This is a genomic window from Dietzia sp. oral taxon 368, from assembly GCF_002999155.1.
GTDB lineage: Bacteria > Actinomycetota > Actinomycetes > Mycobacteriales > Mycobacteriaceae > Dietzia > Dietzia cinnamea.
On record NZ_CP027238.1, the window covers coordinates 245,683 to 264,935 of the forward strand.

General features: G+C 70.6%; 16 protein-coding genes. 4 read left to right on the top strand and 12 right to left on the bottom strand.

The genetic code is table 11. From position 1 onward, the window contains the following. Window positions 1–18: 18 nt before the first annotated feature. Window positions 19–3,636: an indolepyruvate ferredoxin oxidoreductase family protein gene (locus C3V38_RS01225; protein WP_106386317.1), complete on the top strand. Its 3,618-nt coding sequence runs from the start codon at window positions 19–21 to the stop codon at window positions 3,634–3,636. 32 nt (window positions 3,637–3,668) lie between these two features. Here C3V38_RS01225 and C3V38_RS01230 read toward each other — a convergent pair whose 3' ends face one another. The 6 genes from C3V38_RS01230 to sucC form a co-directional block, all read right to left on the bottom strand. Then, a complete protein-coding gene (locus C3V38_RS01230; protein ID WP_254426042.1) occupies window positions 3,669–4,313 on the bottom strand; it encodes a TetR/AcrR family transcriptional regulator in 645 nt (214 codons plus the stop codon). Window position 4,314: 1 nt separating this feature from the next. Next, window positions 4,315–5,871 carry a bifunctional phosphoribosylaminoimidazolecarboxamide formyltransferase/IMP cyclohydrolase gene (purH, locus tag C3V38_RS01235; protein ID WP_106384936.1) on the bottom strand — a complete coding sequence of 519 codons (1,557 nt, stop codon included), beginning with the start codon at window positions 5,869–5,871 and terminating at the stop codon, window positions 4,315–4,317. Beyond that, window positions 5,868–6,497 carry a phosphoribosylglycinamide formyltransferase gene (gene purN / locus C3V38_RS01240; protein WP_106384937.1) on the bottom strand — a complete coding sequence of 210 codons (630 nt, stop codon included), beginning with the start codon at window positions 6,495–6,497 and terminating at the stop codon, window positions 5,868–5,870. Before purN ends, purH begins: the two co-directional genes overlap by 4 nt. Window positions 6,498–6,559: 62 nt before the next feature. Then, entirely contained in the window at window positions 6,560–8,167 is a 1,608-nt protein-coding gene (locus C3V38_RS01245) for a DUF6350 family protein (protein ID WP_254426043.1), read from the bottom strand. Between the two features lie 129 nt (window positions 8,168–8,296). Further along, window positions 8,297–9,199: a succinate--CoA ligase subunit alpha gene (sucD, locus tag C3V38_RS01250; protein ID WP_106384939.1), complete on the bottom strand. Its 903-nt coding sequence runs from the start codon at window positions 9,197–9,199 to the stop codon at window positions 8,297–8,299. Window positions 9,200–9,220: 21 nt separating this feature from the next. Continuing rightward, window positions 9,221–10,387 (bottom strand): ADP-forming succinate--CoA ligase subunit beta, encoded by a 1,167-nt coding sequence (sucC, locus tag C3V38_RS01255; protein ID WP_106384940.1) that lies wholly within the window; start codon window positions 10,385–10,387, stop codon window positions 9,221–9,223. A 423-nt stretch (window positions 10,388–10,810) separates the two neighbouring features. Here sucC and C3V38_RS01260 point away from each other — a divergent pair, with 423 nt between their 5' ends. Then, on the top strand, window positions 10,811–11,599 hold the full coding sequence (locus C3V38_RS01260; protein ID WP_061913794.1) for a M23 family metallopeptidase: 789 nt from the start codon (window positions 10,811–10,813) through the stop codon (window positions 11,597–11,599). 23 nt (window positions 11,600–11,622) lie between these two features. Here C3V38_RS01260 and C3V38_RS01265 read toward each other — a convergent pair whose 3' ends face one another. From C3V38_RS01265 to C3V38_RS01275, 5 genes are all read right to left on the bottom strand, one after another. Next, window positions 11,623–12,021 (bottom strand): TetR-like C-terminal domain-containing protein, encoded by a 399-nt coding sequence (locus C3V38_RS01265; RefSeq protein ID WP_106384941.1) that lies wholly within the window; start codon window positions 12,019–12,021, stop codon window positions 11,623–11,625. Window positions 12,022–12,036: 15 nt separating this feature from the next. Then, window positions 12,037–12,210 carry a hypothetical protein gene (locus tag C3V38_RS17490; RefSeq protein WP_157076953.1) on the bottom strand — a complete coding sequence of 58 codons (174 nt, stop codon included), beginning with the start codon at window positions 12,208–12,210 and terminating at the stop codon, window positions 12,037–12,039. A 97-nt stretch (window positions 12,211–12,307) separates the two neighbouring features. Next, window positions 12,308–12,478 carry a hypothetical protein gene (locus C3V38_RS17495; RefSeq protein WP_156482573.1) on the bottom strand — a complete coding sequence of 57 codons (171 nt, stop codon included), beginning with the start codon at window positions 12,476–12,478 and terminating at the stop codon, window positions 12,308–12,310. 77 nt (window positions 12,479–12,555) lie between these two features. After that, on the bottom strand, window positions 12,556–15,009 hold the full coding sequence (locus C3V38_RS01270) for a UvrD-helicase domain-containing protein (protein WP_106384942.1): 2,454 nt from the start codon (window positions 15,007–15,009) through the stop codon (window positions 12,556–12,558). Window positions 15,010–15,050: 41 nt separating this feature from the next. Continuing rightward, a complete protein-coding gene (locus C3V38_RS01275; RefSeq protein WP_106384943.1) occupies window positions 15,051–16,487 on the bottom strand; it encodes a sodium:alanine symporter family protein in 1,437 nt (478 codons plus the stop codon). A 47-nt stretch (window positions 16,488–16,534) separates the two neighbouring features. Here C3V38_RS01275 and C3V38_RS01280 point away from each other — a divergent pair, with 47 nt between their 5' ends. Continuing rightward, window positions 16,535–16,816: a chorismate mutase gene (locus C3V38_RS01280; protein ID WP_061229061.1), complete on the top strand. Its 282-nt coding sequence runs from the start codon at window positions 16,535–16,537 to the stop codon at window positions 16,814–16,816. A 9-nt stretch (window positions 16,817–16,825) separates the two neighbouring features. On the opposite strand, the gene C3V38_RS01285 is transcribed toward C3V38_RS01280, so the two are convergent. After that, window positions 16,826–17,521: a DUF5701 family protein gene (locus tag C3V38_RS01285; RefSeq protein WP_254426044.1), complete on the bottom strand. Its 696-nt coding sequence runs from the start codon at window positions 17,519–17,521 to the stop codon at window positions 16,826–16,828. 51 nt (window positions 17,522–17,572) lie between these two features. On the opposite strand from C3V38_RS01285, the gene pgi reads away from it, so the two are divergent. Further along, on the top strand, window positions 17,573–19,231 hold the full coding sequence (pgi, locus tag C3V38_RS01290; protein ID WP_061229063.1) for a glucose-6-phosphate isomerase: 1,659 nt from the start codon (window positions 17,573–17,575) through the stop codon (window positions 19,229–19,231). The last annotated feature ends 22 nt before the right edge of the window (window positions 19,232–19,253 follow it).

The following is a 19,253-nucleotide window of genomic DNA, read 5'->3' on the forward strand; positions in this document are numbered from 1 at the left end:
ACAGGCCAGGTGTTGATCATGACCTCTCTTCTCGGACCCTCTAACGGCACACATGACGACCTCCCCCGGTTCGGCCGGGCGGACGCCGGATCGTTCTCCCTCTCTGACCGCTACACCCGCGAGAGCGGCACCATCTACCTGACGGGTATCCAGGCGCTCGTCCGGACGGTCCGGGACCGCGCCCGGCTGGACCGACGCCAGAACCTGCTCACCGCGAGCCTGGTGAGCGGCTACGAGGGTTCCCCTCTCGCCGGCTACGACCTCGAGCTGGCCCGGCGTGCGGAGTTCCTCGACCCGTTCGACATCGTGCACCGTCCGGCCCTCAACGAGGAGGCCGGCGCGACGGCGGTGATGGGCTCGCAACTGGCGCGCCGCACCGGCACCCTGCGCGCGACCGCCCACACCCGCGGCACCCCGCTGCAGGGCGTGGTGGGTTACTGGTACGGCAAGGCGCCCGGCCTGGACCGGGCCACCGACGCCCTCCGGCACGCCAACCTCATCGGCACCGACCCCAACGGGGGGGCCGTGGTGATGGTGGGCGACGACCCGGGGGCCAAGTCGTCGACGGTGCCGTGCGCGTCTGAGCTCGCTCTCGCCGACCTCTACATGCCCACCCTGTATCCCGCTGACTCGCAGGACGTGTTGGACTTCGGCGTACATGCGGCGATCCTCTCCCGCGTCTCCGGACTGTGGTCGGCGCTGAAGATCTCCGCGCACGTGGCGGACGCCTCGTCGACCGCGCTCGTGGACCCTGACCGGATCCTGCCGGTCTACGGCGATCTCGGCACCAGTCCGCACGTGCCCTCGGGGCACCTCCTTGGCTCGAACCTCATGGAGCTCGAGCAGAACCAGCTCACCATCCGCCTTCCCCGCGCTCTGGAGTACGCACGCCTCAACCGGCTCAACCAGATCGTGCAGTCGACCGCCGACGACCGGATCGGAATTGTCGCGGCGGGCAAGACGTACCTCGACGTGCGGGAGTCGCTGCGCAGGCTCGGGATCGGCGACGACGAACTGGGCCGACGGGGGATCCGGATCCTCAAGCTCGGGATGATCTACCCGCTCGAGCGCACGATCCTCGACGAGTTCATGTCCGGGCTCGACGAGGTGATCGTCGTGGAGGAGAAGCGGGACTTCATCGAGACCATGATCCGGGACATCCAATTCCGTAAACCCGGGGTGGCGAACGTCGTCGGCAAGGCACACGAGGACGGGGCGACGCTGTTCAGCCGCTTCGGCGAGCTCGATGTGGACTCGGTGACCCGCGGACTCGCGCAGCGGCTCGGCACCGTCCACGGGATCACCTCCGCCGGCGCCTGGCTCGACGGCCCGGGCCGCGCCCGCACCCGCATAGCGCTGCCGCTCGCGGCGTCGCGCACCCCGTATTTCTGTTCGGGGTGCCCGCACAACAGCTCGACCAAGGTCGCCGACGGGACGCTCGTCGGCGGCGGGATCGGCTGCCACGCGATGGTTCTCATGATGGACGAGCAGCAGGTCGGCCACGTCACCGGCGTCACCCAGATGGGCGGCGAGGGGATTCAGTGGACGGGGATGGCGCCGTTCCTCGACGAGCGGCACATGGTGCAGAACGTCGGTGACGGCACATTCATGCACTCGGGGTCGCTGGCCCTGCGGGCGGCGGTGGCCTCCGGGGACAACATCACCTACAAGCTGCTCTACAACGGCACGGTCGCCATGACCGGCGGGCAGGACCCGGTCGGCGAGATGAGCCTGCCCGAGATCGTGAGCCTGCTGCAGGCGGAGAAGGTCGCGAAGATCGTCGTCACCACCGACGATGTCAAGGCGACCCGGGCCCGCGGACTGCCGCGCGGCGTGGAGGTCCGCGACCGCACGGAGACCCTCGAGGTCCAGCAGGAACTCGCCGCGGTGCCCGGTGTGACGGTGCTGGTCCACGATCAGTACTGCGCCGCGGAGAAGCGCCGCCACCGCAAGCGCGGCGACTACCCCACGCCGGAGCGGCGCGTGGTGATCAACGAGCGCATCTGCGAGGGGTGCGGCGATTGCGGCAAGAAGTCCAACTGCCTGTCCGTCCACCCGGTCGACACCGAATTCGGGCGTAAGACCCAGATCGACCAGTCGACGTGCAACTTCGACTTCTCCTGCCTGCAGGGCGACTGCCCTGCGTTCGTCACCGTCGTGCCCGGCGCCCGCACCGAACGGGTGGCCACTGCGCCGTCCCTGGGCGGGGCGGACCTTCCCGAACCCGAGCGGGCCGACATCGACGCGGGGCGCGGATTCTCACTGCGGCTGACGGGCATCGGCGGGACCGGGATCGTCACCGTATCGGCGGTGCTGGCCACCGCGGCCGTACTCGACGGCAACTCTGCCAGGACACTCGACATGACCGGCCTCGCCCAGAAGGGCGGCGCGGTCGTCTCGGACGTCCGCGTCTCCCGGTCGCCCGTGGAGCAACCCCCCAAGATCGGCGCCGGCGACTGCGACCTCTACCTGTGCTGCGACGGGCTCGTGGGTGCGGACGACAAGCACCTCAAGGTCGCCCACCCCGAGCGCACGACGGCGGTCGTGTCGACCACGCGGATCCCCACCGGGAAGATGGTGATCGACACCTCCGAGCACTACCCCGCCACATCGGACATCCAGGCCGCGATCAGCCGAGCCTGTGCACGCGGCATCTACTTGGACCCGGGTGAGCTCACGGAGAAGCTCTTCGGCTCCACGCAGACGGCCAACATGTTCATGGTGGGCGCGGCGTACCAGAGCGGTGCCCTGCCCATCTCGGCCGAGTCGATCGAGCGGGCGATCGAGCTGAATGGTGTCGCCGTGGAGGCCAACATCCAGGCGTTCCGTCGCGGGCGTCAGGCCGTCGCCGACGCGGACGCCCTGGACGCGCTCATCCGCGACCTGCACCGGCCCGTCGCCGCGGTCCCCGCGGCGCCGGTCGCCGGCTCGCCCGCGGCCCGGCGTGCCCTCGCCGCGCTGGGCGCGGGCGCCTCTGCCGAGCTCCGCGACACGGTGGCGCTACGGGTCGACGAGCTCATCGGGTACCAGGATGAGGCGTACGCCGCCGACTACGTCCGGCGGGTGGAAGCGGTGCGCCACGCCGAGACGCTGCATCACGGCACCCCGGCGGGCCCGGCGTCCGAGCCGCTCGCCCTGGCGGTGGCGCGGAACCTGTTCAAGCTGATGGCCTACAAGGACGAATACGAGGTGGCCCGCCTCGCACTGGACCCCGAGTTCGCCGCCCAGCTGGACGAGGACTGGGGCGAGGGGGCGGTGGCCAGGCTGCAGCTCCACCCGCCGGCTCTGCGGGCCCTGGGGATGAAGAAGAAGATCTCGTTCGGCCCGAAGGCCATGCCGGCGATGCGGGCGCTGGCCCGGATGAAGCGGCTGCGCGGCACCCCGCTGGACGTGTTCGGCTACGCCGTGGTCCGCCGGGTCGAGCGGGAGCTGCTGGACGAGTACCGCGCCCTGGTCGACGAGCTCGTGGACGACCTTCGGCGGACCGGCCCCGCGGGTCGGGACGCGACCTGGCGCGGCACCGCCGTGGCGCTGGCCGAGCTGCCGGACATGGTGCGCGGCTACGAGGAGGTCAAGCTGGCGAACGTCGAGCGCTACCGCGAGGAGATGGCCCGCCTCCGGCTCGCCCTGGGCTGACGCCCGACCCGCCGCCGCGCCCCACCCCGCGGTCAGGACCGCAGGGCCGCCGACGCCATCGTGGTGAGGACGGCGCGCAGGTCGGCCTCGGCCATCGCCGGCAGTCGCGGGCTCGAGTTGAGCAGCCCGAACACCGCATGGACGTGAGCGCGCGCCTGCGTGGAGGACAACTCGGGCCGCAGGCGCACGAGGGCGTCGACCCACAGTTCGGCGTACTCACGCTGCAGGGTCCGCACCTCGTGTCTGGGCGCGGCCGGGAGTGATCCGAGGTCTCGGAACTGGACGCTGATGAGGTCGGGCTCAGTGGCCACGAAGTCGACGTGGACGGCGAGCAGGGCGTCGAGGACCTGCGCCGGGTCGCCGCCGCGCTCCACCGCCGCGCGACCGCCGTCGCGCAGCCGCCGGGAGATGTCGAGCAGCATCTCGGCGAGCACGTCCTCTTTGGAGGAGAAGTAGCGGTACATGCCGGGGCCGGAGATTCCCACTTCGGCGCCGATGTCATCGAGGCGCACGGCGTGGAATCCGCGGCGGGCCATGAGTCGGGCCGCGGCGGCGAGGATCTCGCCCCGCCGTCGCGCCTTGGCCTGGGCGCGCGGGGTCAGCGGGGCCGCACCGACTGCCCCGTCGACTGCCCCGCTGCCGCCCGCCCCGCTGCTCGCCGCACCGGTGCCCGCCATGTCAGTGGAAGAAGTGCCGGGCGCCGGTGAAGTACATGGTGATCCCGGCCTTCTCGGCGGCCTCGATCACCTCCGCGTCGCGCACGGAGCCGCCGGGTTGGACCACCGCGCGGACGCCGGCCTCGGCGAGCACCTGGAGCCCGTCGGCGAAGGGGAAGAACGCATCCGAGGCGGCCACGGAACCGGTGACCCGCTCCCCCGCGCGCTGTACGGCGAGGCGAGCCGAGTCGACTCGGTTGACCTGGCCCATGCCCACGCCGACGGTCGCGCCGGACTGCACGAGCAGGATCGCGTTGGACTTGACCGCGCGGCAGCCGCGCCACGCGAACAGCAGGTCCCGCAGGGTCTGCTCGTCGGCGTCCTCGCCGCAGGCCTTGGTCCAGCCGACCACCACGTCGCCGTCGGCGTCGAGGGAGTCACGCTGCTGCACGAGCACGCCGCCGGAGATCTGCTTGCGCTCGATCTCCTCACCGGCGGGCGGCTGCGCTTCGAGGATGCGGATGTTCTTCTTGCGCTGAAGGATCTCCACGGCGCCGTCGGCGTAGGACGGGGCGATAATGACCTCGGTGAAGATCTCGGCGACCTGCTCGGCCATCTCGACGCTGACCTCGCGGTTCGCGGCGATCACACCGCCGAAGGCGCTGACCGGGTCGCACTCGTGAGCGGCGCGGTGAGCGGCGGCGATGTCGGTGCCGATCGCGATGCCACACGGGTTGGCGTGCTTGATGATCGCCACGCACGGCTCGGCGTGATCGAAGGCGGAGCGCCACGCGGCGTCGCCGTCGACGTAGTTGTTGTAGCTCATCTCCTTGCCGTGCAGCTGGCTGGCCTGCGCGAGGCCCGGCGCGGCAGCGGCGTCGGTGTAGAGGGCGGCACTCTGGTGCGGGTTCTCGCCGTAGCGCAGGGCGGCCACGAGGTCGAGGCTCTGGCCCTGCCAGACCGGGTAGCCCTCGTCCGCGCCGGTGGTCTGCTCGGTCATCCAGGTGGCCACGGCGACGTCGTACGCGCCGGTGTGGCGGAAGGCGGCGGCGGCGAGGCGGCGGCGCTGCTCGAGGGTGAACCCACCCGCGGCGACGGCCTCCAGCGCGTCGCCGTAGCCGGCGGGGTCCACCAGGACCGCGACCGAGGGATGGTTCTTGGCCGCCGCGCGGACCATGGAGGGTCCGCCGATGTCGATCTGCTCGACGCAGGCGTCGTGGTCGGCGCCGGAGGCGACGGTGTCGGTGAAGGGGTAGAGATTGACGACGACGAGCTCGAACGGTCGCACGCCGAGGCCCTCGATCTGCTCGAGATGCTCGGGCTTGCGAGTGTCGGCGAGAATGCCGGCGTGAACCCGCGGGTGCAGGGTCTTGACCCGACCCTCGAGGCATTCCGGGAACCCGGTCAGCGCGTCGACGGGCGTCACGGCGATCCCGGCGTCCGCGATGCGCTGGGCGGTAGAGCCGGTGGAGACGATCTCGACCCCGGCGTCGGCGAGCCCCCGGGCGAGTTCTTCCAGCCCGGTCTTGTCGTAGACGCTGATGAGGGCACGGCGGACGGGCCTGCGGGAGTCGGTCACTTCAGGTGCACCTTTCGACCTTCGATGTGGAGTCGGCCGCGGGCGGCGGCCGCGAGGACGTCGACGAGCAGTTCGCGCTCGACGACCTTGATGCGTTCGTGGAGGGTGGGCTCGGTGTCGTCGGGGAGGATCTCGACGGCGCGCTGGGCGATCACCGGGCCGGTGTCGACCCCGACGTCGACCAGGTGCACGGTGCAGCCGGTGACCCGTACCCCGTACGCGAGCGCGTCGCGGACGGCGTGCGCGCCGGGGAACGACGGCAGCAGCGCGGGGTGGGTGTTGACGACGCGGTCGGCGAAGCGACCCAGGAACTCGGCGCCGAGGATGCGCATGAACCCGGCCGACACGACCCAGTCGGGCGCGAACCGTGCCACGGCCTCGGCGAGGGCGAGGTCCCAGGCGGCGCGGTCCGGATGGTCACCGGGACGGAGGACGGCGGTGGGTATGCCGGCGCGGTCGGCGCGGGCGACGGCCTCGCAGGCGCGGTCGGAGACCAGCGCGATGACGCGGTACGGGCAGTCGCCCGCCGCGGCGGCGTCGAGGACACTCTGGGCGAGAGTGCCGGAGCCGGAGGCCAGCAGCACGATCCCGCAGGACCCGTCGCCGGAGGACTCGGTACCCGCCACCTGCTGCGCTCCCGCCCGTCGATTCGGCGGCCCGCCGGTCGCGCGGGCCTCGTCAGGGCAGTCTAGTCGGCCGGTGTCGGCTTCTCGTCAGGCAGACCGGCCGAATCGTCCTCGGCAGCCTCCGCGGCGGGATCCTCGGCATCCCCGGCCGGGCGCTCCGCGGGGGCCGGCTCCCCTGCCGGCTCCCCTGCCGGCTCCTCGCTGGGCTCCCCCGCAGCGGGCGGGTCCTCGGCCGCGGCCTCTGCTGGCGGGTCCGAGTCCACCGCGGTGTCGGTGTCCGGGGCCTCGTCGAGGTCGGCCGACGCATCCTCGGGGTGGTCAGTTTCGGCTCCGAGGTGATCGACCTCGTCGTCGTCGTCGGCCTCGTCGGCGTCCTCGTCGTCGACCTGCCCGGCTTCGTCGTACCCGCCTGGGCGAACGTCCACGCCGACGCCGACCGGGGCCACCACGTCGTCTGACATCGTCCCGGCGCGGCGGCGGCGACGCTCGAGCTCGCTCTCCGCGCGCTCACGGCGCCGCGTCAGACCCGCCAGGGACAGGGCGATGGTCGCCGACCCGATGATGCCGAACAGCAGCAGGCCCATCGCCGCCGCGATGAGCGACCCCGTGCCCACCGTGCCGAGAACACCGAGCTCGCCCCCGGCCACGACCGGACTCAGAGCGATCACCAGGGCCACGATCGCGGCGGCCAGCCACGCCGCCTTCACCGCGTCGCCGGTCGTCCGGAACCAGTGCGCAACCGACCGCGCCAACGCCGCCGCCACGACCACCGTCACCAGCAACAGCCCCTGCACCGCCCAGTGCGGGTTGGTGGTGGGCAGCACGGCCGCCAGCGGGACGTCCGGCATCGGGCCGCGCGACACCGCGAAGACGCTGTACGAGGCCTGGCCCAGGTGAGCTTCTCCGCCCACGAGCACGGACACCGCGCCGATCACCACGTTGGGCAGATACGCCGCCGAGATCGCGGTGAGCGCAGCCGTCCCCACGACGTCCTTTCCGATCCCCAGCGCCGCCGCGACGGGCTCCCACGCCGCCACGAGGCCGACCAGGACCAGCAGGGTCGCGACCGCCGAGGCCGCGGCGACGAACGCCGCGCCCAGGTGGACGCCGCCGCGAACCCACAGCGGAACGACCTCGCGCAGGCCGCGCCGGAAGTACAGCCACACACCCAGGCCCGCCCCGGCGATCGCCACGGCCGCCGTCCACCCCAACGCCGACGGCAGGGACGACTCCCGCACCGCGAAGTCCGACGCCGCGGAGCCCACGAGTAGCGTCGCCAGCCCGGTGAGCAGCAGACCCGCCACCGTCACGCCGGCCACCGCCGCTCCGGCCTCGCGCGCGCCCGGCTGCTCCACGTCCGCCAGCACCGCGCGGGTCTGCCGCGCCAACACCGCCGCGTAGAGCACCGGCGGCAGCAGCGGGAGGAATCCTAATTCGATGGTGTCCACCACCAGCGGGACGCGGTTGAGCACCAACCACTCCACCGCGACCACCGGGAACAACGAGTCGAACCCGTCGGAGGTGAACACCAGAATCGCCAGGGTCGAGGCGGCCAACACGAGCACGGTGACGATGACGGGAAGTGCCGCAGCCGCCGCCGTCCACAGCAGCGAACGGGCGCCCGCGGGAGACCGTCGGGCGGCGGGCCGGATGACGCGTTGGGGACTCACGCTGACCACCGTAGAGAGCCGGTCCGACATGCCCACCCCCGGCACGCCGCGACCCCCGCCATCCGGGGATGACGGGGGTCGCGGGAACCCTCACGCACGGCCGCCCCTCACGGGGCCGCCGCGGGTGGATCACAGGGCGTCGAGGATCTCCTTGGCGAGCTGGGCGGTCTCGGACGGCGTCTTGCCGACCTTCACGCCCGCGGCCTCGAGGGCCTCCTTCTTGGCCTGCGCGGTGCCGGCCGAGCCGGACACGATCGCGCCGGCGTGGCCCATCGTCTTGCCCTCGGGGGCGGTGAAGCCCGCGACGTAGCCGACGACCGGCTTGGTGACGTTGGCCTTGATGTAGTCGGCCGCACGCTCCTCGGCGTCGCCGCCGATCTCGCCGATCATCACGATGACCTTGGTCTCCGGGTCGTTCTCGAAGGCCTCGATGCAGTCGATGTGCGTGGTGCCGATGATCGGGTCGCCGCCGATGCCGATGGCGGTCGAGAAGCCGTAGTCGGCCAGCTCGTACATCATCTGGTAGGTCAGGGTGCCCGACTTGGACACGAGACCGACCGGGCCCTTGCCGGCGATGTTGGCCGGGGTGATGCCGACCAGCGACTCACCCGGTGTGATGATGCCCGGGCAGTTGGGGCCGATGATGCGGGTCTTGCCGCCCTTGGCGAGGTTGTAGTTCCACGCGGTGGCGGTGTCCAGGACCGGCGCGCCCTCGGTGATGACCACGGCGAGCGGGATCTCCGCGTCCACGGCCTCGATGATGGCGTCCTTGGTGAACGGCGGCGGTACGAACAGGATCGTCGTGTCGGCACCGGTGGCCTCCATGGCCTCCTTCACGGAACCGAAGACGGGCAGCTCGATGTCGTTGCCGTCGGCGTCCTTGTGGGACACGGTGGTGCCGGCCTTGCGGGCGTTGACGCCACCGACGATCTGGGTGCCGGCCGCGAGCATGCGGGCCGTGTGCTTGGTGCCCTCGCCGCCGGTGATGCCCTGGACGATGACCTTGCTGTCCTTGTTGAGGAAGATCGACATGTGTGTAAGGTCCTCTGCTTCTTACTTGGCGGCCAGCTCGGCGGCCTTGTCGGCGCCGGAGTCCATATTGTCGGCCAGGGTGACGAGCGGGTGGTTCGCCTCGGCGAGGATCTTGCGACCCTCCTCGACGTTGTTGCCGTCCAGACGCACGACGAGCGGCTTGTTGGCCTCGTCGCCCAGGATCTCCAGGGCCTTGACGATGCCGTTCGCCACCGCGTCGCAGGCGGTGATGCCGCCGAAGACGTTGACGAACACGCTCTTCACCTGCTCGTCGCCGAGGATGACGTCGAGACCGTTGGCCATGACCTCGGCGGACGCGCCGCCGCCGATGTCGAGGAAGTTGGCGGGCTTGACGCCACCGTGGTTCTCGCCTGCGTAGGCGACGACGTCGAGGGTCGACATGACCAGGCCGGCGCCGTTGCCGATAATTCCGACCTCGCCGTCGAGCTTGACGTAGTTGAGGCCGTTCTCGGCGGCCTTCTGCTCGAGCGGATCGGTGGTGCCCGCATCGGCGAAGTCGGCGAAGGTGTCCTTGTGACGGAACTCGGCGTTCTCGTCCAGCGTCACCTTGCCGTCGAGCGCGAGGATCTCGTCGTTCGGCGTGCGCACGAGCGGGTTGACCTCAACCAGGGTGGCGTCCTCCTTGACGAAGACCTCGTACAGCTTGGCGATGGTCACCGCGGCGGCGTCCAGCACCTCCTCCGGCAGGTGGCCGGCCTTCGCGATCTCGCGGGCCTTGGCCTCGTCGACACCGACCGTGGGGTCGATGTTGATCCGGGCGAGGCGGTCCGGGGACTCCTCGGCGACCTGCTCGATCTCGACGCCGCCCTCGACCGAGCACATGGCCAGGTAGTTGCGGTTAGCGCGATCGACAAGGAAGGAGATGTAGTACTCCTCCGCGATGTCACTGGCCTCGGCGACCAGCAGCTTCTTGACGATGTGGCCCTTGATGTCCAGGCCCAGGATGTCCTCGGCCCGGGCTCGAGCCTCCTTGGCATCCTCTGCCAGCTTCACGCCGCCGGCCTTACCACGGCCACCGACCTTCACCTGCGCCTTGACGACAACAGGCTTGCCGATCTCGGCCGCGACCTTCTCGGCCTCCTCCGCGGTGTCCGCGACGCGCCCCGGGGTGGTGGGCACGTCATGCTTCGCGAAAAGAGCCTTTGCCTGGTATTCAAAGAGATCCATCAGCTCACCATCTTGACGTGGGTAGATTCGCCCGGCCCTGTTGTAAAGCCGAGTCCTGCCTCATCCTAGGCGCGCGGTGTGTCGCCCGTCGCACCCCGGGGGTATGTGTGTGTATGTATGTGCACTGAATCACAGCGCGCGTCAGCCCGGGCGCGATTGCCGACGCCCTCTGGGTCCCCTCGGGATCCTTCAAACCCCTCGAACCACGCGAGTCACACCGGTGTGATGCACTCCTCTCCCGCGGGGCGGTCGCCGCCTTGCGAGGCCGTTGCCGGTCCGTTACCTTGGACGACGTTCATCACGAAAAGATCACGGCGCGACGACAGAGGGGAAACGACCACGGTGAGAGAGTCGCATCAGGAAGTAGCAGCGACTCCTGTCGTCATTCCTCCGGCCGGTGCGCATCGCGTCGGCCGCCACCGGATGCCCGCGCCGCCGACCGCCCTGCGCGGTCGCGCCGCCGTCCTCGCCGTGGCCGCGGGCGCGGCGGTCTCCGCCGCCTCGGCGGGCTCCGCGCTCAACGCTACCGGCACGCACTCGGCCGAGGCCGGCGACATCGCCCTGCTGGCCAACGGCGAGCCGGCCCCCGCCACCACGAGCCCCGCGGCGCCCGGCACCTCCACGCCGGCGACACCGTCCGCACCCGCGCCCGTCGTGGTCCCCGCCTCCGTCGGGGAAACCGACACCGAGAACATCCAGTCGGCCATGCTCTACGCGGGCACGGAGATCAACGCGCAGCGTGAGATCGCCGAGGAGCAGGCCCGGCGGCCGAAGGTCTCCCTCCCCGCGTTCGGCTCGTTCACCTCGCCGTACGCGATGCGCTGGGGCACGATGCACCAGGGCATCGACATCGCCAACGTCAACGGGACGCCGATCCTGGCGGCGACCGACGGCGTCGTGATCGACGCTGGTCCCGCGCAAGGCTTCGGCAACTGGATCCGCATCATGTCCGACGACGGCACGATGACCGTCTACGGCCACATGGAGCGGCTCGACGTCCAGAAGGGCCAGCGCGTGTACGCCGGCCAGCAGATCGCCGGAATGGGTAACCTCGGGTTCTCCACCGGCACCCACCTGCACTTCGAGGTCCTGGTCAACGGCGGCAAAGACTACGTCGACCCGGTCGTGTGGCTCGCCCAGCACGGTCTCGACCTGGCCACGGGCAGCCTCGCCGGCTCCCACGACCACGCCCACGGCTCGCTCGGCAACTGAGCACACCCGCCCTCGCTGCCCGGCTACCAGGCCCGCGATCCGCTGAGCAGTAGGTCGACCAACGCGTCCACCTCGGGCGCGTCCATCGGGCGGCGCATCGCCAGGGGCGTGAAGATGATCGGCGCGAGGAGTGTGTCGACCACCGTGCGCAGGTCGAGCCCCTCCGCGACCTCGCCCCTCTCCGCGGCGACGTGCACCAGTCGATGCCGCGACTCCATCGCCGGCCGCCACAGATCCAGCACCGTCTGGTTGAACTCCGGATGCTGGCCGCCCGCCATGATCGCGGCGATCGCGCCCTCGACCGGCCCCGCGGCGAACTCAGCGAGCCGGTGCGCGAGCGCCCGGAGATTCTCCTCCCACGAGCCGGAGGCTTCGACGACCGGCGCCCGCCGCCCATGGGTCCGCAGGGCCTCGACGAGCAGATCGTGACGAGTCGGTCACCACCGGTAGACCGTCCGCCGACCCACCCCCGCTCGCGCCGCGACGTCGACGATACTGAAGGTCAGATGCCCCTCAGCCAGGTAGCCGAGTGTCGCCTCCCCCACCGACTGACGCACCTTCTCGCTGCGCCCACCTGCGCGTACCCGCGCCCGTCCTTTCTCGGTCTCCACCCGGCCGCACCTCCGCCCCCGATCGAGTGATAAAAGCGCTTACACATTCTTATCGACACAATCCGGGCTTCCAAAACCACCTGCATGACATTCTCCGCTAGGACAGGTCACCGGCGCACCGGGAGGGGAACCCGCTCACGAGGACACGACTCATCCCGACGTCGCCGTGGTCGGCGCGGGCCCGATCGGCGCCGCGACCGGTCGCCATGACCAGCGTCGGCGCCACCGTCGTCCTCGCGGAGGTGGAGGGCGCGCAAAGCCTGGACATGCGACCCTGGTGCTGCTGAAGTACCGCGACGGTGAGCGCCCGGTGGTCCCCCTTCCGCGTCAGAGCTCCTGCGGCGCTCAGAGCTTCTGCATGGGGACGCCCCCGATGAGCATGAGCCGCACCTTCCCGGAGGCACCGAAGTCGATGGTCGCCGTGGCGCGCGGACCGCTGCCGTCGCAGGAGAGCACCTTGCCGAGGCCGTACTTATCGTGCGTGACCCGGTCACCCGGCGCCAACTCCAGCGCGGGCGCGGACGGCTTCGCGCGCGGGATCCCGGGCGACCGTCCACCGGAGCCGCCGCCGGAACTGAATCCACCGGAGCTGCCGCCGAAGCGCCGCCGCGGGGCGTACGAGTCGTCGTCCCCGAACCCGGCCCCGCCGGCGGGCTCCTCCCGCTGCCACTCGATCGCCTCGGAGGGGATCTCCTCCAGGAACCGCGACCCCGGGTTGGTCATGGGCTGGCCCCACGACGAGCGCATCATGGCCCGCGTCAGGTACAGACGCCGCCGGGCGCGGGTGATGCCGACGTAGGCCAGCCGCCGCTCCTCGGACAGCTCCGCTGGATCGCCCAGCGCCCGCATGTGCGGGAACAGTCCGTCCTCCATACCGATGAGGAACACCACCGGGAACTCCAGGCCCTTTGCGGTGTGCAGGGTCATGAGTGTGACCTGCCCCTGATCGTCGTCGGGGATCTCGTCCGCGTCGGCCACCAGCGACACGCGCTCCAGGAACGCCGCCAGCGACCCCGGCTCGGCCAGCCCCTCGTCCAGGTCCGGGTCCGCGTCGGCCTCCTCCACGAAGCCCTGCTCGCGGGCGGAGCGTTGGAGCGCCGCCTCGGACGAGAACTCCCGCCCCACGCCCACCAGCTCGTTGAGGTTGTCGAGTCGCGCCGCGTCCTGCGGATCGTTGGACGCCTCCAGCTCGGCGCGGTAGCCGGTGCGCTCGAGTACCGCCTCCACGAGCGCGCCCACGTCGGGCGCGGAGTCGTGCCCGCCGGCGTGGTCGTCGCCGTCGAGGCGCCCGCGCAGGTCGTCGAGCATCTCGACGAACCCGGCGATCGCCTTGACCGAACGCGAAGGCAGCAGCGAGACCTTCCCCTCCGCCGCGTCGCGCAAGGCCTGCGCGAAACCGATCCCGCGCTGCTCGGCGTGGACCACGACGCACGCCTCGGCCCGGTCGCCGATTCCGCGCCGCGGGGTGTTGAGGATACGCCGGATCGCCACCGCGTCGTCCGGGTTGTTCAGCACCTTGAGGTAGGCGACCACGTCGCGCACCTCCTTACGCTCGTAGAAGCGCGTACCGCCGACGACCTTGTACGGCAGGCCGAGGCGGACGAACACGTCCTCGATCACGCGTGAGGAGTTGTTGGTCCGGTAGAACACCGCGACGTCGGAGTACGAAGCCTCCCCCGCGTCCACCAAGCGGTCGATCTCCCCGGCGATGAACCTCGCCTCGTCGTGCTCGTTGTCCGCGACGTACCCCACCAGCAGCTCGCCGGCGCCCTCGGCGGTCCACAGGTTCTTCTCGCGCCGCCCGGCGTTCCGCGCGATCACGGCGTTGGCGGCCGAGAGGATGGTCTGGGTGGAGCGGTAGTTCTGCTCCAACAGGATGGACCGGGCGTCGGGGTAGTCGTGCTCGAAGTCCTCGATGTTCCGGATCGTGGCCCCGCGGAACGCGTAGATCGACTGATCCGCGTCACCCACCACACAGAGTTCGGCCGGGGGGACGCCCACCTCGTCGTCGTCGGACGCCGTGCCGCCCACGAGGGTGCGGACCAGGACGTACTGCGCGTGGTTGGTGTCCTGGTACTCGTCCACCATGACGTGGCGGAACCGCCGCCGGTAGTACGCGGCGACCTCCGGGTGCGCGCGTAACAGGGCGACGGTCTCACCGATGAGATCGTCGAAATCGAACGCGTTGGCCGCCTGCAGCCGCGCCTGGTACTCGGTGAACACGGCGGCCACGGTCTGCGCGGTGCGGTCCGAGTCCTCGAGCGCCCGGTCCATGGCCTCAGCCGGGTCGCGCAGCTCGTTCTTGTGGCTGGAGATGGCCGAGGCGAGCATGCGCGGGGTGAACTTCTTGACCTCGAGCTGCTGCTCCTTGGCGATCATCCCCAGCAGACGCCGGGAATCGTCCGAGTCGTAGATCGTGAAGTTCGAGTTGCGGGTCCCGAGCAGCGCGGACTGGGCCCGGAGGATGCGCACGCAGATCGAGTGGAAGGTGGCCACCCACATCCGCTCGGCGTGCGGGCCGACCAGCGCCGCGACGCGCTCCCGCATCTCCGCCGCGGCCTTGTTGGTGAACGTGATGGCCAGGATCTGCCCCGGGTGCGCACCGCCCTCGGCCAGCAGGTAGGCGATCCGCCGCGTGAGCACGCTGGTCTTGCCCGACCCCGCGCCCGCGACGATCAGCAGCGGGCCGCCGCGGTGGGTGACCGCGGCGGCCTGCTGCGGGTTGAGCCCGTCAAGGAGGGCTGAGTGGGCTGAGTGGGGCGAGTGCTGGCGGGCGGGGGCGGAGGCGGTGTCGGTCATCGTGGGTCCAATCTACCCACCCGGTCCGACACGGCCCGTGGTCAGCGCGTGCGGGCCCCCATGAACTCCTCGACCTGCGAGGCAGTGGCGTCCAGACGCGGGTCATTGTCCAGGTAATGACGCGTCTCGCGGACGATCAGCCCGGACAGTACGAGCAGGCCGATGAGGTTCGGGATGGCCATGAGGCCGTTCATCACGTCGGCGAAGTTCCACACCACCTCGAGTTCGGTGACGGCGCCGATGAACACCACGCAGGTGAAGACCATGCGGTACGGGATGACGCCGCGCGCGCCCACGAGCCGCTCCATGCACCGCTCGCCGTAGTACGACCAGCCGAGGATGGTGGAGAAGGCGAAGAACGCGATGGACACCGCGACGAGCTTGTCGCCCTCGGGGATCGCCGAGGCGAAGGCGTCGGCGGTCATCGTGCCCGCGACGTCACCGCCTCCCTGCCACACGTCGGTGGTGACCAGGACCAGGCCGGTGAAGGTGACGACGATGATCGTGTCGATGAACGTCTGCGTCATCGAGACCAGACCCTGCCGGGTGGGGTGGGTGGTCCGGGCCGCCGCGGCCGCGATCGCCGCCGAACCCATGCCGGACTCGTTGGAGAAGATGCCGCGGGCGACGCCCATCTGGATGGCGTACAGGATCGCGGAGCCGGCGAAGCCACCGACGGCCGCGGTGCCGGTGAAGGCGTCGGTGAACACCAGGGCGAACGCGGCAGGGATCTGCTCGGCGTTGACGACCAGCACCACGAGCCCGCCGATGATGTAGAGCAGGATCATGAGCGGGACGAACCCGGCGGTGACCCGGCCGATCGACTTGATGCCGCCGAGGAGCACGGCGCCCGTCAGGACGAAGAGGACGATGCCGGTGGTCACGTGGGAGACACCGAACGAGTTCTCCAGCTGGGTGGCCACGGCGTTGCCCTGGGTCATGTTGCCGATGCCGAAGCTGGCCAGGACGGCGAACACCGCGAACACGATTGACAGGACCAGGCCGACCCGCCCGCCGGTACGGCCGAAGATCTCGGCGAAGCCACGGTGGAGGTAGTACTGCGGGCCGCCGGATTGCTCGCCGCGCGCGTCGGTGACGCGGTAGCGCACGCCCAGGAAGGCCTCGGAGTATTTGGACGCCATGCCGACGAGCGCGGTGATCCACATCCAGAACAGCGCACCCGGCCCGCCGAGCGCGATCGCGGTGGCGACGCCGACGATATTGCCGACGCCGACCGTGGCCGCCAGCGCCGTGGTGAGCGCCTGGTACTGCGAGATGTCGCCCTCGCCGCCGTCGTCCTTCCGCTTGACCAGGCCGAGCCGCAGCGCGGGGGCGAGCTTGCGGAACTGCAACGCCCGCAGTCGGATGGTGAGGAAAAGGCCGGTGCCCAGCAGCAGCGGGATGAGGACGAACGGCCCCCAGATCACCGATCCGATGTCGGCGAGAAACGTGTTGATTTCTTCCACGGGCGCAAACATTAGACGGTTGTTCGGTCGCGCCGGGGTGCAGTGGGATAATTCGCTCCATGAGCACCGACCCCGCCGGCACCGACGATCCGCTGTCCGAGGCCGAGATCCAGGAACTGCGGCTGGAGATCGACCGTCTGGACGCCGAGATCCTCGACGCCATCACCCGCCGCAGCGAGATCTCCCGCCGCATCGGCCGCACGCGTATGCAGTCGGGCGGCACCAAGCTCGTGCACACGCGCGAGCTCAAGGTCTACGAGCGCTTCGCATCCCTCGGCGAGGAGGGCCAGACGCTCGCCGGGATGCTCCTCCGCCTGGGCCGCGGCCGGTTGGGGTACTAGGCGACCCGCCTATTGAACCGGTCCCCGCCTGCCGGACGTCGACGCGAAGCCCAGCCATGTGTGGTGGTTGCCCGCCCAGCACCACCCCACCTTGGGCGCGCCCTTGTTCTCCTTGCCGTCGCGTCCGGTGCCGCCGCTGATCCACAGCGCGGGAGTGCGGGAGTCGAGCCCGCCGGTCGGCTTGGGTTTGCGCGAGCCGATGCACATGAAGCACGCGCCCGGCTCGAGCGCGTCGGGTTGCTGCAGGACCCAGCTGATCCCCTCGGAGACGGTCAGCGGTGTGCGTCCGCGGGCGGTCAGTTCCGCGTGCGCGTCGGTGGGGGTCCAGTCCAGCATGTCGTCACCGCGGGTGACGTCGTCGAGAAGGTACAGCGGCGCGTCGGGGAGTGTGATGTCGTCGGTGGGTGTGAAGTCGGCGAGGTCGGTCATGTCGACGACGACGAAGCCCGCCTTCCCGTCGCGGCGCATGAGGGCGGCCAGTCGCGCGGCCGACAGGAGTGAGGGGTGGACGGCCAGAACTGCTCCGCCTTCGTCCCGCCCGTCACCGGATTCGGCGACCAGCGTGCGGGCGTGGTCCCGCAGCTGATCGGCACCGATCCCGGCGAACTCCGGCACGCGGAGTGCGACGAGGCGCTCGGCCTGCGCGGTAACAGAGGAGGCGATGGGGAAGGCCGGTGCAGAATCGGCTGGAGTTACGGGGGTCACATCCCCTGAACAGTGGGCAGCGCGTTCGTATTCCCGGCTAATCTCGCAGCCATGACCGACATCAGCACGACGGAGCAGTGGGCAGCGGTCGAGGGTCTGGTCCCCTCGATCGGCGAGGTGACGTTGCGCGAGTTGTTCGACGCCGATCCCGAACGCGGTCGCCGGATGTCGGTCACGGCGGGCGACCTGCACGTGGACCTGTCCAAGCACCTGGTCACCGACGAGATCCTGCACGCCCTCACCGAACTGGCCCACGCCGCCAGGCTTCCGGCGCAGCGAGCGGCAATGTTCCGGGGCGACCGCATCAACACGACCGAGGACCGGTCCGTCCTCCACACGGCGCTCAGGCTCCCGGCCGATGCCGAGCTCGTCGTCGACGGCTCCGACGTGGTGGCCGACGTCCACGCGGTCCTGGCGCGCATGACCGATCTCGCCGACCGCGTCCGCTCGGGCGAGTGGACCGGGTACACGGGCGAGCGGATCGACACGGTGGTCAACATCGGCATCGGCGGCTCGGACCTCGGCCCGGTGATGGTGGACGCCGCGCTACGCGATCTCCAGACCGCCGGGATCCGCGCGCGCTACGTCTCGAACGTCGACCCTGCGGACCTCACCGCCACCCTCGCCGAGATCAATCCGGCCACCACACTGGTCGTGGTCGCCTCCAAGACGTTCACCACGCAGGAGACGATGGCCAACGCGCATGCGGCGCGGCGGCACTTCATCGAGGCCCTGAGGTCGGAGGACGCGATCGCCTCTCACTTCGTCGCTGTGTCGACCGCCGCGGACAAGGTGGCCGACTTCGGCATCGCCCCGGACAACATGTTCGGTTTCTGGGACTGGGTCGGCGGCCGCTACTCGGTGTCTTCCGCGATCGGCCTGTCGGTGATGATCACGGCGGGCCCGGCGGCGTTCGTCGAGATGCTCGAGGGCTTCCACACCATGGATCTGCACTTCGCGACCGAGGCGCCCGAGCACAACGCGCCGGTCCTCATGGCGCTGCTCGGGATCTGGTACACGTGCTTCCTCGGCGCGCAGTCCAAGGCCGTCATCCCCTACTCCCAGGACCTCCACCGGTTCCCCGCCTACCTGCAGCAGCTCACCATGGAGTCCCTCGGCAAGTCCGTGCGCCTCGACGGTTCGGACGTTACTTATCCGACCGGCGAGGTCTACTGGGGCGAGCCCGGCACGAACGGACAGCACGCCTTCTTCCAGCTGCTCCACCAGGGCACCCAGCTCGTGCCCGTCGACTTCATCGGCGTGGCACGGCCGGCCGCGGACCTGGCCGCCGACGTCCCCGGCTCAGCGGAACCCGTCTCGATGCACGACATGCTCATGGCCAACCTCTTCGCCCAGTCGCGGGTCCTGGCGTTTGGCAAGACCGAGGAGGAGGTCCTCGCCGACGGCGTCGATCCCGCCCTCGCCCCGCACAAGGTCATGCCCGGCAACCGGCCCTCGACGACGATCCTCGCGCCGTCCCTGTCCCCGAGCGTCGTGGGCCAGCTCATCGCGCTGTACGAGCACATCGTGTTCACCCAGGCGGCGATTCTCGGCATCAACGCGTTCGACCAGTGGGGCGTCGAACTGGGTAAGGCACAGGCCGGTGAGCTCCTCTCCGCCCTCACCGCCGAGACCCACCCCGAGCCGGGCTTCGACTCCTCCACGGACTCACTCGTCGAGATCTACCGAGAGGCCCGCGGGCGGCGCTGACGCCGGCCCGGCCGGCGCTGCC

What these genes read in the sequence shown, in the direction of transcription:
- C3V38_RS01225 (WP_106386317.1), top strand. Translation starts at nt 19, where the DNA reads ATGACCTCTCTTCTCGGACCCTCTAACGGCACACATGACGACCTCCCC.
- C3V38_RS01230 (WP_254426042.1), bottom strand. Translation starts at nt 4,313, where the DNA reads ATGGCGGGCACCGGTGCGGCGAGCAGCGGGGCGGGCGGCAGCGGGGCA.
- sucD (WP_106384939.1), bottom strand. Translation starts at nt 9,199, where the DNA reads ATGTCGATCTTCCTCAACAAGGACAGCAAGGTCATCGTCCAGGGCATC.
- sucC (WP_106384940.1), bottom strand. Translation starts at nt 10,387, where the DNA reads ATGGATCTCTTTGAATACCAGGCAAAGGCTCTTTTCGCGAAGCATGAC.
- C3V38_RS01260 (WP_061913794.1), top strand. Translation starts at nt 10,811, where the DNA reads ATGCCCGCGCCGCCGACCGCCCTGCGCGGTCGCGCCGCCGTCCTCGCC.
- C3V38_RS17495 (WP_156482573.1), bottom strand. Translation starts at nt 12,478, where the DNA reads ATGTCCAGGCTTTGCGCGCCCTCCACCTCCGCGAGGACGACGGTGGCG.
- C3V38_RS01270 (WP_106384942.1), bottom strand. Translation starts at nt 15,009, where the DNA reads ATGACCGACACCGCCTCCGCCCCCGCCCGCCAGCACTCGCCCCACTCA.
- C3V38_RS01275 (WP_106384943.1), bottom strand. Translation starts at nt 16,487, where the DNA reads ATGTTTGCGCCCGTGGAAGAAATCAACACGTTTCTCGCCGACATCGGA.
- C3V38_RS01280 (WP_061229061.1), top strand. Translation starts at nt 16,535, where the DNA reads ATGAGCACCGACCCCGCCGGCACCGACGATCCGCTGTCCGAGGCCGAG.
- pgi (WP_061229063.1), top strand. Translation starts at nt 17,573, where the DNA reads ATGACCGACATCAGCACGACGGAGCAGTGGGCAGCGGTCGAGGGTCTG.